The 20,826-nt window shown below is 70.6% G+C and carries 16 protein-coding genes; 12 read left to right on the forward strand and 4 right to left on the reverse strand.

Annotated elements, in window-relative coordinates; translation table 11 throughout:
• Nucleotides 1-172: 172 nt before the first annotated feature.
• From GB932_RS18495 to GB932_RS18550, 12 genes are all read left to right on the forward strand, one after another.
• Entirely contained in the window at nt 173-2,707 is a 2,535-nt protein-coding gene (locus GB932_RS18495; RefSeq protein ID WP_197517565.1) for an acyltransferase family protein, read from the forward strand.
• 99 nt (nt 2,708-2,806) lie between these two features.
• On the forward strand, nt 2,807-5,017 hold the full coding sequence (locus GB932_RS18500; protein ID WP_156762154.1) for an NADP-dependent isocitrate dehydrogenase: 2,211 nt from the start codon (nt 2,807-2,809) through the stop codon (nt 5,015-5,017).
• Between the two features lie 263 nt (nt 5,018-5,280).
• Nucleotides 5,281-6,258 (forward strand): Gfo/Idh/MocA family protein, encoded by a 978-nt coding sequence (locus GB932_RS18505; RefSeq protein ID WP_156762155.1) that lies wholly within the window; start codon nt 5,281-5,283, stop codon nt 6,256-6,258.
• Nucleotides 6,259-6,280: 22 nt separating this feature from the next.
• Nucleotides 6,281-7,408, forward strand: a complete 1,128-nt coding sequence (locus tag GB932_RS18510; protein WP_156762156.1) for an NYN domain-containing protein — start codon at nt 6,281-6,283, stop codon at nt 7,406-7,408.
• A gap of 181 nt (nt 7,409-7,589) precedes the next feature.
• Nucleotides 7,590-8,579, forward strand: a complete 990-nt coding sequence (locus GB932_RS18515) for an ABC transporter permease (protein ID WP_156762157.1) — start codon at nt 7,590-7,592, stop codon at nt 8,577-8,579.
• Nucleotides 8,579-9,247, forward strand: coding sequence for a YesL family protein (locus tag GB932_RS18520; protein WP_156762158.1), 669 nt, complete (start codon nt 8,579-8,581; stop codon nt 9,245-9,247). Before GB932_RS18515 ends, GB932_RS18520 begins: the two co-directional genes overlap by 1 nt.
• The gene (locus GB932_RS18525; RefSeq protein WP_156762159.1) at nt 9,244-10,749 is read left to right on the forward strand and encodes an extracellular solute-binding protein; all 1,506 of its coding nucleotides are present in this window, start codon (nt 9,244-9,246) and stop codon (nt 10,747-10,749) included. The genes GB932_RS18520 and GB932_RS18525 overlap by 4 nt, the downstream gene beginning before the upstream one ends.
• A 5-nt stretch (nt 10,750-10,754) precedes the next feature.
• Nucleotides 10,755-12,260, forward strand: coding sequence for an extracellular solute-binding protein (locus GB932_RS18530; protein WP_156762160.1), 1,506 nt, complete (start codon nt 10,755-10,757; stop codon nt 12,258-12,260).
• 5 nt (nt 12,261-12,265) lie between these two features.
• Nucleotides 12,266-13,567, forward strand: coding sequence for a glycoside hydrolase family 28 protein (locus GB932_RS18535; RefSeq protein WP_156762161.1), 1,302 nt, complete (start codon nt 12,266-12,268; stop codon nt 13,565-13,567).
• Entirely contained in the window at nt 13,557-14,030 is a 474-nt protein-coding gene (locus GB932_RS18540; protein ID WP_156762162.1) for a hypothetical protein, read from the forward strand. Before GB932_RS18535 ends, GB932_RS18540 begins: the two co-directional genes overlap by 11 nt.
• Entirely contained in the window at nt 14,027-14,944 is a 918-nt protein-coding gene (locus GB932_RS18545; protein ID WP_156762163.1) for a carbohydrate ABC transporter permease, read from the forward strand. Before GB932_RS18540 ends, GB932_RS18545 begins: the two co-directional genes overlap by 4 nt.
• Entirely contained in the window at nt 14,941-16,497 is a 1,557-nt protein-coding gene (locus tag GB932_RS18550; protein WP_156762164.1) for a pectinesterase family protein, read from the forward strand. The genes GB932_RS18545 and GB932_RS18550 overlap by 4 nt, the downstream gene beginning before the upstream one ends.
• On the opposite strand, the gene GB932_RS18555 is transcribed toward GB932_RS18550, so the two are convergent.
• Genes GB932_RS18555 through GB932_RS18570 form a run of 4 tightly spaced genes read right to left on the reverse strand, consistent with a single transcriptional unit; the run spans nt 16,449 to nt 20,825 of the window.
• Entirely contained in the window at nt 16,449-17,246 is a 798-nt protein-coding gene (locus GB932_RS18555; RefSeq protein WP_197517566.1) for a sialate O-acetylesterase, read from the reverse strand. The genes GB932_RS18550 and GB932_RS18555 overlap by 49 nt on opposite strands.
• The gene (locus GB932_RS18560; RefSeq protein ID WP_156762166.1) at nt 17,243-18,625 is read right to left on the reverse strand and encodes a serine hydrolase domain-containing protein; all 1,383 of its coding nucleotides are present in this window, start codon (nt 18,623-18,625) and stop codon (nt 17,243-17,245) included. Before GB932_RS18560 ends, GB932_RS18555 begins: the two co-directional genes overlap by 4 nt.
• On the reverse strand, nt 18,622-19,812 hold the full coding sequence (locus GB932_RS18565; RefSeq protein WP_156762167.1) for a Gfo/Idh/MocA family protein: 1,191 nt from the start codon (nt 19,810-19,812) through the stop codon (nt 18,622-18,624). Before GB932_RS18565 ends, GB932_RS18560 begins: the two co-directional genes overlap by 4 nt.
• Entirely contained in the window at nt 19,809-20,825 is a 1,017-nt protein-coding gene (locus GB932_RS18570; RefSeq protein ID WP_156762168.1) for a LacI family DNA-binding transcriptional regulator, read from the reverse strand. Before GB932_RS18570 ends, GB932_RS18565 begins: the two co-directional genes overlap by 4 nt.
• Nucleotide 20,826: the final 1 nt, after the last annotated feature.

Here is a 20,826-nt window from a genome sequence, read left to right on the forward strand (position 1 = left end):
GCAGCGCGGAGTCGCCGCGCGGCGGAGCGGACCACTGCCTGGGCGGCGAACGACGGGACAGAAGCCCTGCGAACGACGTCGCATACCGAACCCTGGCGGCGGCGCAGCGACCCGGCGAACACGCGAGCGCGGCCAGACCGAGATCCGAGCGCGCCAGTCGATCATCGATCGAGTGCTCGCCGCCCTCACCCCGGAGCGCCCCGCGCTGCGTCTCGCCGCGGCGAAGGTCGTCGGAAAGACGGCGACGGCGTCATGCCGATCACGCCAGTCGTTCGACCTCGACCACCCGGCGGTCTCGAACGAGCGCTCGCCGTTTCTCACCGCATCCTCGACGGACGCCGTCCCGTCCTCCTCGATGAGCGGCAGCGGATGCCTGAGAAGTGAGACCTCGTGCGACGGCGGGCCGATGATGGTCTCGGCCCCGGCGACCGCGAACGCTGACGACGTCCGCCACCTCCACCGGCTCCGTGCGCGTCTCGTCGGCCGACTGACCGCCGTGATCGCCGTGATCGCCGTGATCGCCGTGATCGCCGTCACGACCGGGCTCCTCCGCGCATCAGCGACACGATCCGGGCATGTCTGCCCCGGCCTCCGCGCTCCGCGTGGTCAGCCGTGTCGCAGGCACCCCGCCCCTAGAATCGATCCGATGTCCGGTTCCGCCTCCTCCCCTCCGCGCGCGCCGCAGCGCCGTGACATCCAGGGGCTGCGCGCGATCGCGGTGCTCGCCGTCATCGCCGCGCACGTGCTGCACGCGCCGGCCGGCGGCTTCGTCGGCGTCGACGTCTTCTTCGTCATCTCGGGCTTCCTCATCACGGGCCTGCTGCTGCGGGAGACTGACCGCTCGGGCACGATCTCGTTCCGACGGTTCTACGAGCGGCGCGCCAAGCGGATCCTCCCGGCTGCGGCCGTCGTCCTCGCCGCGACCGTCACGGCCGCCTTCGTGCTGCTCGGCCGTGCCGATGCGCGCGAGGTCGCGGTCGACGCGGGCTTCAGCGCGATCTTCTTCGGCAACTGGCGCTTCGCGGCGCAGGGCGTCGACTACTTCGAGCAGGGCACCCCGCCCTCTCCCCTGCAGCATTTCTGGTCGCTCGGCGTCGAGGAGCAGTTCTACCTCGTCTGGCCGTGGGTGATGCTGCTCGTCGTCGTGCTCGCCGCGCGCCGCACCGCGTGGAGCCGGATCCGCGTGCGCCGGCTCACCCGCACGCTCATCGCCGTCCTCAGCGTCGCGTCGTTCGCGTGGGCGCTCGTCGAGACCCAGTCGAACCCGACCTTCGCCTACTTCTCGACCTTCTCTCGGGCGTGGGAGCTGGGCATCGGGGCGCTCATCGCGTTCCTGCCGCGCCTCCCGCTCGCCCCTGCCTGGCGGCGCGCCCTCGCCTGGGTCGGGCTCGTCGGGATCGCCGTCTCGCTCGTCGTCGTGTCGGAGTCGTCGCCCGCCTGGCCCGCGCCGCTCGGCCTGCTGCCCGTGATCAGCGCGGCCCTCGTGCTCGTCGCGGGCAACGACGACGCGGGGTTCCGCCCGCCGTGGCTCCTCACGAACCGGGTCGCGACCTACCTCGGCGACATCTCGTACAGCCTCTACCTGTGGCACTTCCCGGCCGCGATCCTGCTGCTGACGCTCGCTCCGGAGGGCTCGCCGACGTATATCGCCCTCGCGCTCGGGCTGACGCTCACCCTGTCGGTGCTGACCTACCACCTCGTCGAGACCCCCGCCCGCCACGCGACGTGGTTCCGCTGGCGCGGCGGACGGATCCGCGGGGCGACCCGCGCATGGATCCCCACTCTCGCGGCGCTCGCGATCGTCGCCGCCTGCGGCACCGCGGGGTTCGCCGCCGTCTCGCAGATGCGCGGCGCCGGCGCCGAGGTCGCCGCACCGCAGACCCTCTCCCCGGACGGCGAGGTGCCGGATGGCGAGATCGACTGCCGCGGCGCCGGATCCGTCCTGCATCCCGACGCGTGCGCCGACGCGAGCTTCGACGCCCTCTCGCCCGCGCCCGACGCCCTCACGCAGGACACGGGCGACGCCTACTCCTGCTACATGCTCGCGAACGTCCCGCTCGAGAGCTGCACCCACGGATCCGAGGACGAGGACGCGACGCGGGTCGCGCTCGTCGGCGACAGCCACGCCGCGGCGCTCCTGCCCGCCCTCGAGCCGCAGCTCGCCGCCCTCGGCTGGTCGCTCGACACGTTCGTCGGCCGCGGCTGCACGCTCATGGATCCGCCGGATCAGGCGACCGACTGCGACGAGGCGCGCCCCGACATCGACGCGCGCCTCTCGTCGGGCGAGTACGACCTCGTGATCGCGACATCCACGCGCCGATGGGAGACGCCGCTGTCCTTCCACCAGTCGGCGATCGAGCGGATCCGCGAGGCCGGCACGCGCGTCGTCGTCGTGCGCGACAACCCGCTGCCCGACGAGGCGTCGATCGCGTGCACGACACGGCTCGGCCAGACGGCCGACAGCGAGTGCGCCACTGAGGCCGACGTGGCCCTCGCGCACCCGCATTCGCTGGCCGACGCCGCCGACGAGATCGGCGTGCCCGTCGTCGACCTGACCGAGCTGTACTGCGCGGACGGATCCTGCGACGGGATCATCGGCGGGGTGCTCGTGTACCGCGATGCCGCGGGGCACATCACCCAGACCTGGGCGCGCACTCTCAGCGCGACGCTCACGAGCGCGATCGTCGAGGCCTCAGACGCCGACTGAGACACCCTCTCCCTGCAGGACGCCGCGCGCTCAGGTATCTTGATGTCGAGAGATTCGTCTCGTCCCGGTCACCCGAGAACTCTGGAGCGCCACCGCAGCATGTCCAAGATCATCTACACGCACACCGACGAAGCGCCCCTCCTGGCGACCTACTCGCTCCTGCCGATCGTCGAGGCCTACGCGCAGAAGGCGGGCGTCGTGTTCGAGACCCGCGACATCTCCCTCGCGGGCCGCATCCTCGCCCAGTTCCCCGAGCGTCTGACGGCCGAGCAGCGCGTCGGCGATGCGCTCGCCGAGCTCGGCGAGCTCGCCGAGGATCCGTCGGCGAACATCATCAAGCTCCCCAACATCTCGGCGTCGATCCCTCAGCTCAAGGCGGCCATCGCCGAGCTGCAGGCGCAGGGCTACGACATCCCCGACTATCCCGAGGACCCGCAGACCGCCGACGAGAAGGACATCGCGGCCGCCTACGACAAGGTCAAGGGCTCGGCCGTGAACCCCGTGCTCCGCCAGGGCAACAGCGACCGCCGCGCGCCCGGCGCCGTGAAGGCGTACGCGAAGGCCCACCCGCACCGCATGGGCGAGTGGAGCGCCGACTCGAAGACCCGCGTCGCCACGATGGGCGAGAACGACTTCTTCTCCAACGAGAAGTCGTATGTCTCTGCCGACGACGACACGCTCCGCATCGAACTCGTCGGCACCGACGGATCCGTCACGGTCCTCAAGGAGAAGCTGCCCGTCCTCGCGGGCGAGGTCATCGACGGCACGTTCATGAGCGCGAAGGCGCTCGACGCCTTCCTCGCCGAGCAGGTCCTGGCCGCGAAGGCCGAGGGCGTCCTGTTCTCCGCCCACCTCAAGGCCACCATGATGAAGGTCAGCGACCCGATCATCTTCGGCCACGTCGTCAAGGCGTTCTTCGCGCCGGTCTTCGAGAAGCACGGCGCCGAGCTCGCCGCGGCGGGCCTGTCGGCGAACGACGGCCTCGGCGGGATCTTCGCGGGCCTCGACCAGCTCGAGAACGGCGCCGAGATCCGGGCCGCGTTCGACGCGCAGATCGCCGCCGGCCCCGAGCTGGCGATGGTCAACAGCGACAAGGGGATCACGGGCCTGCACGTGCCGAGCGACGTCATCATCGACGCCTCGATGCCCGCCATGATCCGCGGCGGCGGCCACATGTGGGGCCCCGACGGGAACGAGGCCGACACGCTCGCCGTCATCCCCGACTCGTCCTACGCCGGCATCTACGCCGCGACGATCGACGACTGCAAGGCCAACGGCCGGCTCGACCCGGCGACGATGGGCACCGTGCCGAACGTCGGCCTCATGGCGCAGAAGGCCGAGGAGTACGGTTCGCACGACAAGACGTTCGAGATCCCCGAGGACGGCACCGTCCGCATCGTGAACGGCGCGGGCGAGACCGTGATCGAGCACGCCGTCGAGGCGGGCGACATCTGGCGCGCCTGCCAGACGAAGGACGCCCCGATCCGCGACTGGGTGAAGCTCGCCGTCACCCGCGCCCGCCTGTCGGGCACGCCCGCCGTGTTCTGGCTCGACGAGAAGCGCGCGCACGACGCGAACCTCATCGCGAAGGTGAACGAGTACCTTCCCGAGCACGACGTCGACGGTCTCGACATCCGCATCATGGCGCCCGCCGAGGCGACGCGCTTCTCGCTCGAGCGGATCCGCCAGGGCCTCGACACCATCTCGGTGACGGGCAATGTGCTGCGCGACTACAACACCGACCTGTTCCCGATCCTCGAGGTCGGCACGTCGGCGAAGATGCTCTCGATCGTCCCCCTGATGGCGGGCGGCGGCCTCTTCGAGACGGGCGCCGGCGGATCCGCGCCGAAGCATGTCCAGCAGCTCCTCGAGGACGACTACCTGCGCTGGGACTCGCTCGGCGAGTTCTTCGCGCTGGCGGCCTCGTTCGAGCACCTCGCGCAGACGACCGACAACGCCAAGGCGCAGGTCCTCGCGTCGACGCTCGACGCCGCGACCGCGGCGTTCCTCGAGAACGACCGCTCGCCGGGCCGCAAGCTCGGCACGATCGACAACCGCGGCTCGCACTTCTACCTCGGCCTCTACTGGGCGCAGCAGCTCGCCGGGCAGACCGACGACGCCGAGCTCGCGGCGGCGTTCGCCCCGCTCGCGGAGCGCCTCGCCGAGAACGAGCAGAAGATCGTCGACGAGCTCCTCGCCGTCCAGGGCCGGACCGTCGACGTCGGCGGCTACTACCGCCCCGACGACGCGAAGGCCGAGGCGGTCATGCGCCCCTCCACCACGCTGAACGAGGCCCTCGCCAGCTTCTGAGCCACCGAGGATGAAGGCCCCGATCTCCGCCAGGAGATCGGGGCCTTCATCCTCTCCCCTCCCACCCGGGATGCGCACCCTCACACGCCCACGCGAGCGAAGCGGTCCCTTCCGTCCGGACGCTGGCTCGGGTCTGGCGGGCAGGCGAGGAACGAGCCTGCGGGATCGCGTCCGGACGGAAGGGACCGCGCAGCGGTCACAGATCAGATCGAGACGAACGAAGACGGATCGAGACAGGACCAGCGCCCCGATAGGCTCGCCCCATGGCACTTCGATGGGGCATCCTGGCAACCGGCGGCATCGCGCACGCCTTCGCAAGCGATCTGCGGACGGCGGGGCTGGACGTCCGGGCGGTCGGCTCGCGCTCACAGGGGTCGGCGGATCGCTTCGCGGCGGAGTTCGGGATCCCGAACGCGCACGCGTCGTATGAGGCGCTCGTGGCGGATCCGGATGTCGACATCGTGTACGTGGCCACGCCGCATCCGATGCACCGTGAGGCGGCGGGTCTCGCGCTCGAGGCGGGGAAGCATGTGCTCGTGGAGAAGGCGCTCACGGTGAATCGCCGCGAGGCGGAGGAGCTGCGGGATCTCGCGGCGGAGAAGGGCCTCCTCGTGATGGAGGCGATGTGGACCCGCTATCTGCCGCATATGCGGCGGATCCGCGAGATCCTCGCGGCGGGCACGCTCGGGGAGGTGCGCAGCGTGTTCGCGGATCACATGCAGGCGCTCTCGACGGATCCCGCGCACCGGCTGAACGCGCTCGAGCTCGGCGGCGGTGCGCTGCTCGATCTCGGCATCTATCCGGTGTCGTTCGCGTGGGATGTCCTCGGTGCGCCGGCGACGATCCAGGCGACGGCGCGGCTCGGCGGGACGGGCGCCGACACGGAGGTCGCGACGCTCATGACGCACGCGTCGGGCGCGGTCTCGTCGACGTTCTCGTCGTCGCGCGGCGCCGGCCCGAACACGGCGCATATCGTCGGGACCGAGGCGCGGATCGACATCGATCGCATCTGGTTCGCGCAGGCGTCGTTCACGGTGACGTCGCGCGACGGGGAGGTGCTGGAGCGCTTCGAGGAGGTCGCGGACGGCCGTGGCATGTACTTCCAGGCCCTCGCGGCCGAGCGCGTCGTCACGGAGGGCCTCGGCGCGCCGTCCGAGCTGCCGATCGACGAGAGCGTGGAGATCATGGGGGCGCTCGATGAGATCCGCCGCCAGATCGGCGTCTCGTACCCCGGCGAGTGAGGAGCGCCCGGCGGCGGCGCGGATGCCCCTCGGATCCGCGGCGCGTAGTGTCGGGGGTGTGACGGACACCTCGGACGGCCGCGTGGCCGTGTACCTCGACTTCGACAACATCGTGATGAGCTGGTACGACCGCGTGCACGGCCGCAACTCGTACCATCGTGACCGCGCGCGCATCGCGGAGGATCCGACGGAGCCCGAGATCGCGGCGCGCCTCGAGGCGGCGACGGTCGATGTGGGGGCGATCATCGACTTCGCCGCGAGCTACGGCACTCTCGTGCTCACCCGCGCGTATGCCGATTGGTCGTCGCCCGTGAATGCGATCTACCGTCGCCAGCTCGTGGCGCGCGCGGTCGATCTGGTGCAGCTCTTCCCGGCCGCGGCGTATGCGAAGAACGGCGCGGACATCCGCCTCGCGGTCGACACGGTCGAGGACATGTTCCGACTGCCGGATCTCACGCACGTCGTGATCGTCGCGGGCGACAGCGACTATGTGCCCCTCGCGCAGCGCTGCCGCCGCCTCGGCCGATATGTGATCGGCCTCGGCGTCGCCGGATCCACGGCGAAGTCGCTCGCCGCGGCGTGCGATGAGTTCGAGCCGTACGACATGCTGCCCGGGGTTCCCGAGCTGAAGAAGGCGCAGAAGCCCGAGCCGAGGAAGCGCGAGCAGGTGGGATCCGAGGGCGAGGCGAAGCCCGAGCAGAAGGCCGATGGCGGAGAGAAGGCCGAGCAGAAGCCGGCCCGGCGCCGGCGCGCCCAGCGGCCGGCGGAGCAGGCCGCGGACCGCCCCGACGAGGCCGCTTCCGACGGGGCCGCTTCCGATGAGGCCGCTTCCCGCGAGGCCGCCGTCGAGGCCGCCCCCGACGACATGACCGCCCTGTTCATCCCGGCCTTCGACGAGACGCCGCCCGAGGATCTCCACGCGGTGGCGTCGAACCTGTTGGAGCGCGCCCTGCGCGTGGGCCAGGACAACGGCGACGATCAGGGGTATCTGTACGCCTCTGCCGTCAAGCAGCACATCCGCCGGATGGATCCCTCGTTCAGCGAGAAGGCGCTCGGCTACCGGTCGTTCAACGACTTCCTGAAGTCGCGCGAGCAGCTCGCCGAGGTCGAGGAATCAGGCCACGAGCGCCTCGTCCGCCTGAAGCAGTAGAACCCGGTTCGGGCAGGGCTCTCGGCGAGCGCTTGCCCACGTTCCCTCAAGCTGTTACGCTCTCGAGAAACCGGTTCCTCACCCCCCTCGCGGTGCCCGCGAATCCGAGGAACCGGTCTCGAAGTCGAACGCAGAGAGGCGAACCGATGAAGGCGATCATGCACGACGAGGAGTCGTCGCGATGAGCGGTCCCGTCGCCCCCGTGGTGAAGCCCGTCACCGAGCACCTCAGCACGGCGGCCGCCCCCACGAGCCACCCTCGCGGCAAGGGCTGGCGCCACAGCTACGTGTGGCGCCACCGCACCCTTTACCTCATGATCGTGCCGGGCATCGTGTACTTCCTCATCTTCAAGTACCTGCCCATGGGCGGCCTCGTCATGGCCTTCCAGGACTTCACGCCGTACCTCGGCGTCTTCGGCAGCCCCTGGGTCGGCTTCGAGCACTTCGTCCGGTTCTTCACGGAGGACACGTTCCTGCTGCTGCTCGGCAACACCGTGACGGTCTCGCTCCTGCTGCTGCTGTTCGCGTTCCCGATCCCGATCGTGCTGGCGCTGCTGCTCAACGAGGTGCGCACCAAGGTGTTCCAACGCACGGTGCAGACGGTCATCTACCTACCGCACTTCATGTCGTGGGTCATCGTGGTCTCGCTCTTCTACGTGCTGTTCACGACCGACGGCGGCAGCATCAACAACGTCATCGAGTCGCTCGGCGGCGAGCCGATCGCGTTCCTGACGGATCCGGCCTGGCTGCGGCCGATGTACGTCGCACAGGAGGTCTGGAAGACCGCCGGCTGGGGGACGATCGTCTACCTGGCCGCCATGACCGCCGTCGACATGCAGCTCTACGAGGCCGCGGAGATCGACGGGGCGGGCCGCTGGCGCCAGACGTGGCACATCACGCTCCCGGCGATCCGCCCGACGATCATCGTCATGTTCATCCTGTCGATCGGCGACTTCCTCGAGCTCGGCTTCGAGCACATGTTCCTCGTGCTCAACTCGCTCAACCGCGAGGTCGGCGAGATCTTCGACACCTACGTCTACGTCACGGGCATCCAGAACGGCCAGATGAGCTACGCGGCGGCGGTCGGCCTCTTCAAAGGCCTCGTCGGCCTCCTGCTCGTCATCATGGCCAACAAGATGGCCAAGCGCTTCGGCGAAGAGGGCGTGTACTGATGTTCTCGTACGAGGGCCTCCTGCGGATCAACACCGTCCTCACGGGCGTGTATCGCATGGCCTACCTCAACATCCTCTGGATCGCGGGAGTCCTCGCGGGGCTCGTCGTCTTCGGCCTGGGTCCGGCCTCGTACGCGCTCGCCTCCTACGTCGACGGCTGGTTCCGGCGCGGCGACCTGCCGCCCGTCGCCCGCACCTTCTTCGCGAGCATGCGCGCCGAGTTCTGGCGTTCGTGCGCGATGGGCTGGATCCTGTTGGCCGCCGGCGCGATCATCGTGACGAACATCTTCGGGGCCTCGGAGTGGGCGATCCGGTTCCTCAACGTCGTCGCCCTCTTCGTGCTCGTCGTGGCGGCCGCCTACGCCTTCCCGATCGCCGCCGCGACCGACCTCACGGCCGTGCACCGTCGCTTCGGAGCCGCCCTCATGATCGGCTTCGGCTCACTGCACTGGACGATCCTCGCGGTCGCCGCCTCGGGCGGCGCCCTCTGGCTGATCTGGCAGTTCGCCGCGCCGCTGCTCATCGTCTTCGGCATCGGCATCCCGTCGGCCGCCTTCGGCTTCGTCACCCGCATCGTGTTCCGTCAGCTGGCGGGCGATGCGGGTGACCCCTCCCCCACACGTCACTCCCTTCCCCCCATGAACACCGCGAGAGGAATCACAGAATGAAGATGCACCGCAGGCTCGGAATCAGCGTTGCTTCCGCAGCCGTCGCCGCCGTCGCCCTCACGGGCTGCGGGGCAGGCGGCGGATCGGACGACGGTCCGAAGACGGACATCAGCTGGATGGCCATCCTCCACACCCCCACGACCCCCGAACCCGACGGCGTCATCGAGTCGGCGCTCCAGGAGCACGCCGGCGTCGACGTCGAGTTCCAGTGGGTCCCCGCAGCGTCGCAGGACGAGAAGCTCAACTCCGCGATCGCGTCCGACTCGCTCGCCGACATCGTCTCGCTCCCGAAGGCTGACAACTCGACCGTGCGCCGCGCGCTCACCTCGGGCCAGTTCTGGGACGTCGAAGAGTACCTCGACGAGTTCGACAACCTGTCGCAGATCGACCCGCAGACGCTCGAGGCGGCGAAGATCGACGGCCACCTGTACGGCGTCCCCGCGCAGAAGGTGAAGGCCCGCTACGGCGTCCTCATCCGCCAGGACTGGCTCGACAACCTCGGGCTCGAGGCCCCCCAGACGACCGAGGAGCTCGCCGAGGTCGCCCGAGCGTTCGCCGACGACGACCCCGACGGCAACGGCGAAGACGACACGACGGGCTTCTACGACCGTCTCGAGAGCTTCGACCTCGGCTTCCGCTCGCTCGCCGGCTACTTCGGCGCAGGCAGCAAGTTCGAGCTGAACGATGCCGGCGAAGTCGTGCCGAGCTTCACGACCGACGCGTTCATGGAGGCCATGGAGTGGTACCGCGGCCTCTACGAGGACGGCGCCGTCAACAACGAGTTCGTCACCGTGCAGAAGTCGAACCAGCAGGACGGCATCGCGCAGGGCAAGGGCGGCATCGTCGTCTCCGGCCTGTTCGAGGCGAAGAACTTCCTCGCCCTCTCGCAGAGTGCGAACCCCGAGACGCCCATGGAGTGGGCGCTCGTCAACGACATCACCCATGAGGATGTGCCGCGTCGGATCCTGTCGGACACGAACGGCGGAATGGGCGGCTGGTATGCGATCCCGAAGTCGCAGGTCGAGACGGAAGAGGACCTGCGCGTCGTGCTGGGCTTCCTCGACTCGCTGCTCGATGAGGAGGCGTACGCGCTCATGACGAACGGCATCGAGGGCACGCACTACGAACTCGATGCCGACGGCGTCGTGACGATCCTCGACCAGCCCGCCTGGGAGCAGGAGGTGCAGCCCTTCTCCTCGTCGCGCATGTCCGAGAAGACGATCACGTACTCGTCGACGTCGCCGTACGTGGACGAGGCCAACGAGAAGATGGAGGAGAACGAGGAGTTCGCCGTCATCAACATCGCCCAGTCGCTCACTTCCGACACGTACGACTCGCGCTGGACCGAGCTCGAGCAGAAGGCGCGCGACGCGTACAACAAGTACGTCGTCGGCCAGATCGAGATGGAGGACTACGAGGCCGTCATCGATCAGCTCGCGGGCGAGGGGCTCGACAAGATCACCGAGGAGTTCACGGCCTCCTACGCGGAAGCGAACGGCTGAGTCCGATGACGATCAGAAGAAGGACCGCGGCCGCCATCGCGGTGACCGCAGCAGCGGCCACCGTCCTGGCGGGCTGCGGGGCCGACGGCGGATCGGGCGGTGACGCCCGATCGAGCGTCACCTGGATGACGATTCTCCATACACCGACCACGCCCGATACGGACGGCATCATCGAGACCGCGCTTCAGGAGCACACGGGATTCGACATCGAGTTCCAGTGGATCCCCGCGGCGTCGATGGACGAGAAGCTCAACGCGGCGCTCGCCTCCGACTCGCTTGCCGACATCGTCGCGATGCCGAAGCCCGACAGCTCCACCCTGCGCCGCGCGCTGGCCTCGGGTCAGTTCTGGGACGTCGAGGAGTACCTGGATGAGTTCCCGAACCTCGCCGAGATCGACCCCCAGACCCTGGAGGCGGCGAAGATCGACGGCCACCTGTACGGCGTCCCGCGGCAACAGGTGAAGGCCCGCTACGGGGTGCTCGTGCGACAGGACTGGCTCGACGCTCTCGGGCTCGAGACCCCGCACACGACCGAGGAGCTCGCCGAGGTCGCGCGCGCGTTCGCCGAGGACGATCCCGACGGCGACGGCGAGGACGACACGACGGGTTTCTACGACCGCAGCGAGAGCTTCGACTACAACTTCCGCACACTCTCGGGGTACTTCGGCGCCGGCAGCAAGTTCGAACTGAACGACGACGGCGAGGTCATCGCGAGCTTCACGACCGACGCGTTCAAGGAGGCCATGGAGTGGTACCGCGGCCTCTACGAGGACGGAGCCGTCAACAACGAGTTCGTCACGGTCCAGAAGTCGAATCAGCGTGACGCCATCGCGCAGGACAAGGGCGGACTGGTCGTCACGGGTCTCTTCGATGCGAGCAGCCTGCTGGCCCTCGCTCAGAGCGCGGACCCCGACACGACGATGGACTGGGCCCTCGTCAACGACGTCACCCACGGCGACGGGCCGCGGCGCGTCCTCTCCGACACGAACGGCGGCCTCGGCGGCTGGTACGCGATCCCCAAGTCGCAGGTGAAGACGGAGGACGATCTGCGGACTGTGCTCGGGTTCCTCGACTCGCTGCTCGACGAAGAGTCGTTCGCCCTCATGACGAACGGCATCGAGGGCACCCACTATGAACTCGACGACGAGGGTGTCGTGACGATCCTGGACCAGCCCATGTGGGAGCAGGAGGTGCAGCCGTTCGCCTCATCGCGCGTCTCCGACAGGGTCGTGACCTATGCGAGCACGACGCCCTATGTGGACGAGGCGAACGAGCTCATGACGGAGCAGGAGGAGTTCGCCGTCATCAACGTCGCACAGTCGCTCACGTCCGAGACCTACGACGCTCGCTGGACCGAGCTCGAGCAGAAGGCACGCGACGCGTACAACAAGTACGTCGTCGGCCAGATCGAGATGTCCGACTACGAGGCCATCATGGACGACATCGCAGGCGATGGTCTCGACCAGATCACCGAGGAGTTCACGGCCTCCTACGAAGCCGCGAACGGCTGAGAACGATGACGAAGGAGCAGCAGGTGCAGAACTCGACGCGAGCCGCCCTCGACGAGGGTGCGCTCGAGACCGCGGACATCCAGTCGGCGATCGACCGCGCGGCGCAGGCCGGGGGCGGTGTCGTGACGATCTCCCCCGGTGTGCATCGCACGGGCGCCCTGCGCCTGCGCTCCTTCGTCGAGCTGCGCCTCGAGATGGGCGCCATCCTCCGGTTCGTTCCCGATCCCGACCTGTATCCGGCGATCGAGTCGAGCTGGGAGGGGGCACCCGCTCGGGTGCACTCCCCCTGCATCTCGGCGCGCGGCGAGACCGATGTCGCGATCACGGGGCTCGGCCGGATCGACGGCGGCGGCGCCGCATGGTGGCACGCGTTCCGCCACGACCGCGCCTCGCTCGCGCACCCCCGACCGACCCTGCTCGGCTTCGACGGATGCACGCGCGTGACGATCGCCGATGTGACGCTCACGAACTCGCCCAGCTGGACGGTTCACCCGATGCACTGTGACGACGTCCGCGTCGCAGGTGTCCGCATCATCAACCCGCCCGACTCTCCCAACACCGACGGGATCAACCCGGAGTCGAGCCGCAATGTGCGCATCACCGGATGCCACATCGACGTCGGCGACGACTGCATCGCCATCAAGTCCGGCACCGAGCGCGCCGATGCGCCGCCCGCCTGCGAGAACATCGTGATCGCGAACTGCACGATGCTGCACGGGCACGGCGGCGTCGTGATCGGCAGCGAGATGACCGGCGGCGTCCGCGGCGTCGTCATCAGCGACTGCGTCTTCGACGGCACCGATCGCGGGATCCGGCTCAAGACGCGGCGGGGCCGAGGCGGCGTCGTCGAGGACGTCCGCGTCTCGAACATCGTCATGCGATCCGTCGCGTGCCCCGTCGTGATCAACCCCTTCTACTTCTGCGGACCCGACGGTAAGGCGCCCCGCGTCTCGGACCGCAGCGCGCTCCCCGCAGACGACGGCACGCCCGCGATCCGCCGGATCCACATCTCCGGCCTCTCGGCGACGGGCGTCACCTCGTGCGCGGGCTTCCTGTCTGGGCTCCCCGAGCGGCCCCTCACGGACATCGCGCTCGACGACGTCGCGATCTCGTTCGCCGAGGATCCCACCCCGTCCGTCCCGGCGATGGCCGACGGCGTCCCCGAGATGGCGGCGGCGGGCTTCCGGATCGCGTTCGCAGAGGGCGTCCGCCTCAGCCGCGTGAGCCTCACGGGCCTCGACGGCGAGGCCGTCGCCCAGGACGGCGCCCACGTGACGACGAGCGAGGTGACGATCCATGAGCGCTGAGCCCCTCGCCGCTCCCGCCGTGCCCGCGCCGGCGGGCCGCCGGTTCACCCGACGCCCCGAGAAATGGATCGCCGGGATCGGCGTCGGCCTCGCCGCGATCCTGCAGGGCGGCTTCGCCCTCGCGGTCAACAGCGCCACGAGCGCCGAGTTCGGTGAGTCCATCGCCCCCGCGCTGCGCTCCGCGGGGATCGACCTCGCGGCGTCGGGAGACGCCGTCGAAGCGGCGCGCACCCTCGCGGCGTGGTTCGGATTCTCGCTGATCGTCGTGATCGGCCTCGCCGCGATCGGGTTCTTCTTCGCCTCGCGCAGGCCGCGTCGCCGCTCCACGGGATGGTGGTTCCTCGGTGCGGGCCTCGCCTGCCTCCTCGGAACGCAGCTCGTGCTCTACCCCGTCGCGTTCTTCCTCTTCCTCACGGCCGCGCTCTTCGCGGCCCGCTCGCCCCAGCAAGGATCCCCCTCATGACGAACGTCACCTCCGCCACGATCCCTCTCAAGTTCCGCGGCGCGAAGCAGCGCCGCCGACCGGGTCGCCGCATCTTCGCGATCGTCAACGCGATCGTCCTGACGGTGTTCGCGCTCGCCTGCGTGCTGCCGTTCGTCAACGTGCTCGCGAGCTCGTTCGCGACGCCCGGCGAGATCGCGACGACCCCGTTCATCCTCTTCCCGAAGACGTTCACGCTCGACGCGTACACCTACATCCTGTCGACGCCGACGATCTTCCGCGCGATGGGCGTCTCGCTCTTCGTCACCGCGATGGGAACCTTCGTCAGCCTCGTCCTCACGGCCTTCATGGCGTACGCCCTGTCGAAGAAGCACCTCAAGGGCCGACGCGTCATCAACTTCCTCGTCGTGTTCACGATGCTGTTCTCGGGCGGCATGATCCCGACGTTCATGGTCGTCAACGCCTTCGGCCTCATCGACTCCCTCTGGTCGCTCATCCTCCCCGTCGCGATCAACGCCTTCAACTTCGTGATCATGCGCAGCTTCTTCCAGGGCATCCCCGAGAGCCTCGAGGAGGCGGCCCGTATCGACGGCTGCTCGGAGTTCGGCGTCTTCCTGCGCATCGTGCTGCCGCTCTCGCTCGCATCGATCGCGACGATCGGCCTGTTCTACGCCGTCTTCTACTGGAACACCTACCAGCACGCGATCCTCTACATCAACGACTCGACCAAGTGGCCGATCCAGGTGCTGCTGCGCCAGATCGTCATCGTCGCGAGCGGCATGAACGCCGACGAGTCGGCGGTCGACGTCGTCCCGCCCGCGCAGTCGGTCAAGATGGCCGTCATCTTCATCGCGACGCTGCCGATGCTCATCGTCTACCCCTTCATCCAGCGCTTCTTCGTCAAGGGCGCTCTCATCGGATCCGTCAAGGGATGAGCCGCGTCGCGGTCGGCCCCGGAGACGCCGACCTGCCGTCGCTGCAGATGGCGGTCGACGTCCCGGGCGCGACCGAGATCGTCCTCGCGCCCGGCGTCTACGTCGAGCAGGTCGTCATCGCGCCGCGCCCCGCGCCGCTCGAGATCCGCTCGGCGACGGGCGATCCCCGCGCCGTCACGATCACATACGGTCTCCGCCAGGGCGACCTGAACGCGAGCGGCATGCCCATCGCCCAGGACTGCGCGACGGTCACGATCGACGCCGACGACGTCACCGTGCGCGGCCTCACGATCGAGAACTCCTTCGACCGCGAAGCGGCCCCCGAGCTGCGCGACACGCAGGCGATCGCGCTGCGTACGCGCGGCGACCGCGTGCGCGTCGACGGCTGCCGGCTGCTCGGACGGCAGGACACGCTCCTGCTCGACACCCCGACGCGCGGATCCGTGCGCCGCGTGCTCGTGACCGACTGCGAGATCCGCGGCGACGTCGACATCGTGTACGGGCGCGCGACCGCCGTGATCTCCGGCGGCGTCGTGCACTCGACGGGGCCCGGATACATCGCCGCACCGTCGACGATCCGCGAGAACCCGCGCGGCCTGCTCTTCGCAGGGGTCGCCTTCACGGGCGATGCGCCGGGCGGTTCCGTCGCCCTCGCGCGCCCGTGGCACCAGGGCGGATCACCCGAGGCGCTCGGAAGCGCCGAGTTCGTCGCCTGCTCCGTCGGGCCGCACATCTCCCCCGAGCGGTGGGATGACATGGGCGGGTTCTCGTGGCGCGAGGCGCGGTTCGCCGAGCACGACGCGGACGGCCCCTCCGCGTCCGAGTGGCTGCGCGGCTGGGACGGCCCCGCGGATCCGTCGGGCCGCGTCGTGATCGCGTCCGACTCCACCGCGAGCGACTATCCCGCCGCCAGGGCGCCGCGCACCGGATGGGGCCAGGTGCTCGCCGAGGTCTCCGGCCTCGAGGTCGACAATCACGCGGTCTCGGGCGCGAGCACGCGCAGCTTCATCGAGTCGGGCGCGCTCGACCGCGCCCTCGCCGCGCTCTCCCCCGGCGATGTGCTGTTCATCGCCTTCGGCCACAACGACCCGAAGCCCGATCACCGCCACGCGGAGCTGTTCACCGCCTACGCGGCGAACCTGCGGCGCTTCCTCGTCGGCGCGCGCTCGCGCGGCGCGATCCCCGTGCTCGCGACCTCGGTCGAGCGCCGCGGCGTCGTCGCCGCGGACACGGCGACGACGCACGCCGGCTACCCGCAGCGCGTCCGTGCGCTCGCTCGTGAGGAAGGCGTGCCTTTCGTCGACCTCTCCCTGCTCTCGCGGCGTCTGTGGCGGGAGCTGGGCGAGGAGGGCAGCCGGGAGGCCTTCCTGTGGCTCGAGCCCGGCGCGTGGCCCGCCTCCCCCGACGGCGAGCGCGACGACACGCACTTCTCGCGCGAGGGCGCGCTGCGGATCGCCCGGATCGTCGCCGGCGAGCTGGAGCGGCTGGGGCTGACGGGGATCCGTCAGCCGCGCGCCACCGCAGCGGCCCCGCGCGACTGCGCGATCGCCTGATACGCCGCGAAGCAGTTCGCGCCGAGGATGCGCTGTCCCGCGGCCGTGAAGTGCGTCGAGGCGTCGTTGATGTGTCCGACGGGCGGCGCCTCGGCGTATCCCGTGAGCGGGATCCGATCCGGGGTGCGGCGGAGCGCCTCGGCGACGCCCGCGTGGTCGGGGAACGCGATCCGCCGCTCCGCCGCCATCTGCCCGACGATGAACGGCGCCTCCGACGCCTCGGGCACGCGCACGCGCAGCGCGAGGATGAGCTCGTCGAGGTCGGCGGCGTAGTCGTCCTCCGAGCGCCCGCCGTCCGACTCGCCCTGATGCCAGATCACCGCGTCGATCCGTGCGTCCGGCCCGGCCGCGGCGAGCGCCGCGCGGGTGTGGCGCACCGCGGCGTCGAAGAGGTTCGGGGCGCCCTCCTTCTCGAAGCCGACCTTCCACACGCCCGGATACGTTCCGTGGCGGCGCATGCCCGTGCCGCCCATGGTGACGGGCACGATCAGGATGCGATCGCCTGCCGGCAGCGTCGTGAGCAGGAGGGAGGCGAAGGGTCCGCCCGGACCGAGCCCACCGGGCGGGTGGCCGCCGATCGGCGCGAGGGGCTCGCGCGCGGGGACGATGGTTCCCGCGTCGTCGCCGGATCCGGGGAAGGCGTCGATGCGCGGGTCGCGGGCGTCCTGCCCATCGGGCTCGAAGTCGGTGTTCGAGCCGTTCGCGTTGGACTGCCCGAGCACGAGGACGAGGCGGTATCGGCCGCTCACCTGATCGCCCCCGTGTGGGCGATGGGCGCGTAGCTGCCGAACCAGTTCCAGGTGCCGCCGATCGCGGGCCCGAAGCCCTGCGACTGCACCGTGATGAGCCCGTCGTCGGTGACGAGGATCCGCATGCGCAGGCGGGCGATGTCGTCGCCGGAGAGGTCGACGCGCAGGTCGAGCGTATCGGGCTCGCACCAGCCGCCCGTCGCGACGCCGACGCCGAGGCCGGGGATCTCGACGGGATCCGCGTGGCCCGGGCGGGCCGCGATGGCCGCGGTTCCGAGGCCGGGGATCTCGACCGGATCCGCGCGGTCGAGGGGCCCGACGCTGACCGCGCTTCCGAAGCGCAGCTCGACCGCGTCGGCGCCGAGGCGCGCCTGGATCCGGGGCGGGTGCCCGCGGCCCGAGACCGCGATGAGCTCTCCGTCCGCTGCGCGCGCGTGGCGCGGGTCATGCCGCGGCGCCGGCCACCGCAGCTCGACCGGGTCCTCCCCGCTCGGATCGTCGGCGATCGCCTCGAGGAACAGCGAGGCGAGGCGCTGATCGCCGCTCTGGCAGGCCTGCGCGTTCGCCGTGACGACGGCGGCGACGCCGCGGTCCGGGTCGCCGTAGACGATCTGCCCGCCGAGGCCGAACATCATCCAGCCGCCGCCCGGCGGCAGCCAGAACTGGGCACCGTAGCCCGCGCGCAGGGGCGCGCCCCACGTCTGCATCGCGGGGTCGGCACGGCGCTCGAGCGCGGCGCGCACGACGCCTGCCGGGAGAACCCCGCCCTCGGCGTTCAGCGCCTCTGCGACGCGCAGCAGGTCGCGCGGCCGGCACACGAGGCCGGATCCCCCGTGTCCGACGCCATCCGGGCCGCGGCGCATCCGCATGCCGTCGCCGCCCGTGGGGGCGAAGATCCGGTCGCGCAGGACGTCCTCGAGCGGGGCCCCCGCGATCCGCTCCACGAGGGCCGAGAGCACATAGCTGCCGCTCGTGTCGTAGGTGAACAGCGTTCCGGGACGATGCGTCGGCGGCGTGCGGAACCAGCTGTCGAGCCAGTCGCCGTCCTCCTCGCGATAGGTCGTCGCGGCGTGCGGCCCGCGCATCGCGAGCAGGTCGGCGACCGTCGCGCGCGCGGTGAGCGGATCCACGGGGCGCTTCTCGGGGAAGTGGTCGACGATCCTGTCGTCCAGCCCGAGGCGCCCCTCGTGCGCCAGGGCGAGCACGATCAGGCCCGTGAGCGACTTCGCGACCGAGTACATCCGGTGCGGCGTGAGCGGCCCGAGCGGCGCGGCGCCCGCGCTCTGCACGAGCTCGCCGTGCACGCTCACCTCGAGCGAGTGGAGCGCGATGTCGTGCGCCGCCGCGCGGGCGACGAACGCGGCGAGCGGGTCGGTCACGACCGCACCGCCGTGAACGGGCTGCCGATCGCCGTGAAGGTCGCCTCGGCGGCGAGGGCCCGCTCGAGCTCGTCCTCGATGCCCGCGACGACGAGGTGGCGGCCCCGGTCGTCGTCGCGCTCGGAGACGAACGCGGCCGGGATCGGCGTCGGAGCGGGCGCCGCGACGACGCCGTCGACGAGGCGCATGAACGCCCCCGTGGCGGCGATGGGCGCGAGGAGCGCATCGCCGCGCTCGCGCGCCGCGAGGAGGTTCTCGAGCAGGTCGACGGTCGTCGTGGCGATGGTCTCACGCACCGCGCCGTCGGCGCCCCGCAGATCGACACGGTCGGACTTGTACCAGAACCGCAGGGATCCGCGCGTGCCGACGACCTCGACATACGGCTCGGCGTGCGCCGCCGCCGCGAGCGTGACGGCCGTCGTGAGCCGCACACCGCCCGGCAGGCCGAAGATCGCGACCGAGGTGTCGTCGGCCTCGATGTCGTTCGCGCGCCAGAGATCGAGCTCGAGCGAGGCGACATCGCCCGCCTCGGTCGCGCCCGCGATCGCGAGCGCCGTCGCCGTCGCGTGCGCGAGGGGGTTCGTCAGCACGCCATCGGCCACGACGCGGTCGTCGAGCGTGCGCCTCCCCGCCCAGGGCGAGCGCGTCCAGTAGACATCGTCGCGCACCCACGCGCCCGTCGCGGCGTACCGCACGACGTCGCCGATCTCGCCCGCGGCCACGCGCGAGCGGACGAGGCCGATCGCGCCCGATCCGAGGCTCTGGAAGCCGATCTGCACGCGCGCGCCCGCGCGATCCGCGAGTGCCGTGAGCCGCTCGAACTCGTCGAGCGTCGCCGTCGTCGGCTTCTCGAGCAGGACGTCGTTGCCGCCGGCGATCGCCGCGGACGCCAGGATGAAGTGGGTGTGGATGGGCGTGCAGATCACCACGATGTCGGTCCCGCCCGCGGCGAGCATCTCGGCGCCGTCTGCGAAGCGCGTCGTGCCTGCGGGGAGCGCGTCGACCTCCGGCGGGTGCGGGTCCGCGACGGCGGCGAGGCGCACGCGCCCGGCCTCGTGCAGGCGCAGGGCGCGCGCGAGGTGGGTGCGGCCGTGTCCGCCGGTTCCGATGAGTCCGAGGCGCGGGGCCGTCATGGCGGGGGTCTCCTGGTCGTCGCGGGCGGGGTGCGTCTCGCGCGGCGCCGTCACGGGCGCTCCCCCGTGCTGCCGCGGCGCGCGAGCTCGGGGGCGAAGGTCACGGCCGCGCGGTCGGCGTCGCCGTTCATCTCGGCGACGAGGGCCGTCCAGGCACGCTCGCCGAGATCGCCGAGCCGCGAGGTCATGGTCGTGAGGCTCGGCGACGAGTACTGCGAGTAGGGAATGTCGTCGAATCCGGCGACCGAGAGGTCCTGCGGCACCCGCACGCCCTCCTCGGTGAGCCGCCCGAGCAGGCCGAGCGCCACGACGTCGTTGAACGCGATCGCCGCCGTCGCGCCCGTCTCGCGCACCGCGGGCCAGGCGGCGTAGCCGTCTTCGAAGGCGTGCCCGCACGGGATCTCCTCGATGCGCACGTCGTCGTGCGATGCGCGCACGTGCTCGAGCCCGCGCTGGCGCGCCCAGTTCGAACGGCTCTCGGGCGGGCCCGCGAGGTAGGCGATCTCCGTGTGTCCCAGCGAGACGAGGTGCTCGGCGAGCTCGCGCACGCCCGCCTCGTAGTCGACGAGCACGGATCCGGCGCGCTCGCCCGTCGTGCGGTTGAACACCACGACGGGGTGCACGCGCGGGATGAGGTCGATCAGCTCCTCGCGCGTCATACGCGGCGCGAACAGGGCGATCGCGTCGGTGCGATTGCGGATGTCGAGAGTGACGGCCGCCTCGCCCTCGCTGTTCTCGAGGGTGTCGGCCACGAGCACCCGGTACCCGTCGCGCTCGGCCGCGCGGTGCAGGCCGTGCAGCACCTGGTGGAACATCGGGTTCGCGAGATCGGGCACGACGACGCCGATCGTGCGGCTCACGCCGAGCGACAGCGAGCGCGCCGTCTCGCTCCGGGTGTAGCCGAGCTCGCGAACGGCCGCGCGCACGCGCTCGGCGATCTCCTCGTTCACGGTCGCGACGCCGTTCATGACGCGCGAGACGGTCGCCTTCGACACGCCCGCCTCTCGGGCGATGTCGGAGATGGTCGTCTCGCGCGAGGGGGTGCGGCGCGCTCGTCTGCCTGCCATG

The organism is Microbacterium karelineae (assembly GCF_009745985.1).
GTDB classification, from domain to species: domain Bacteria; phylum Actinomycetota; class Actinomycetes; order Actinomycetales; family Microbacteriaceae; genus Microbacterium; species Microbacterium karelineae.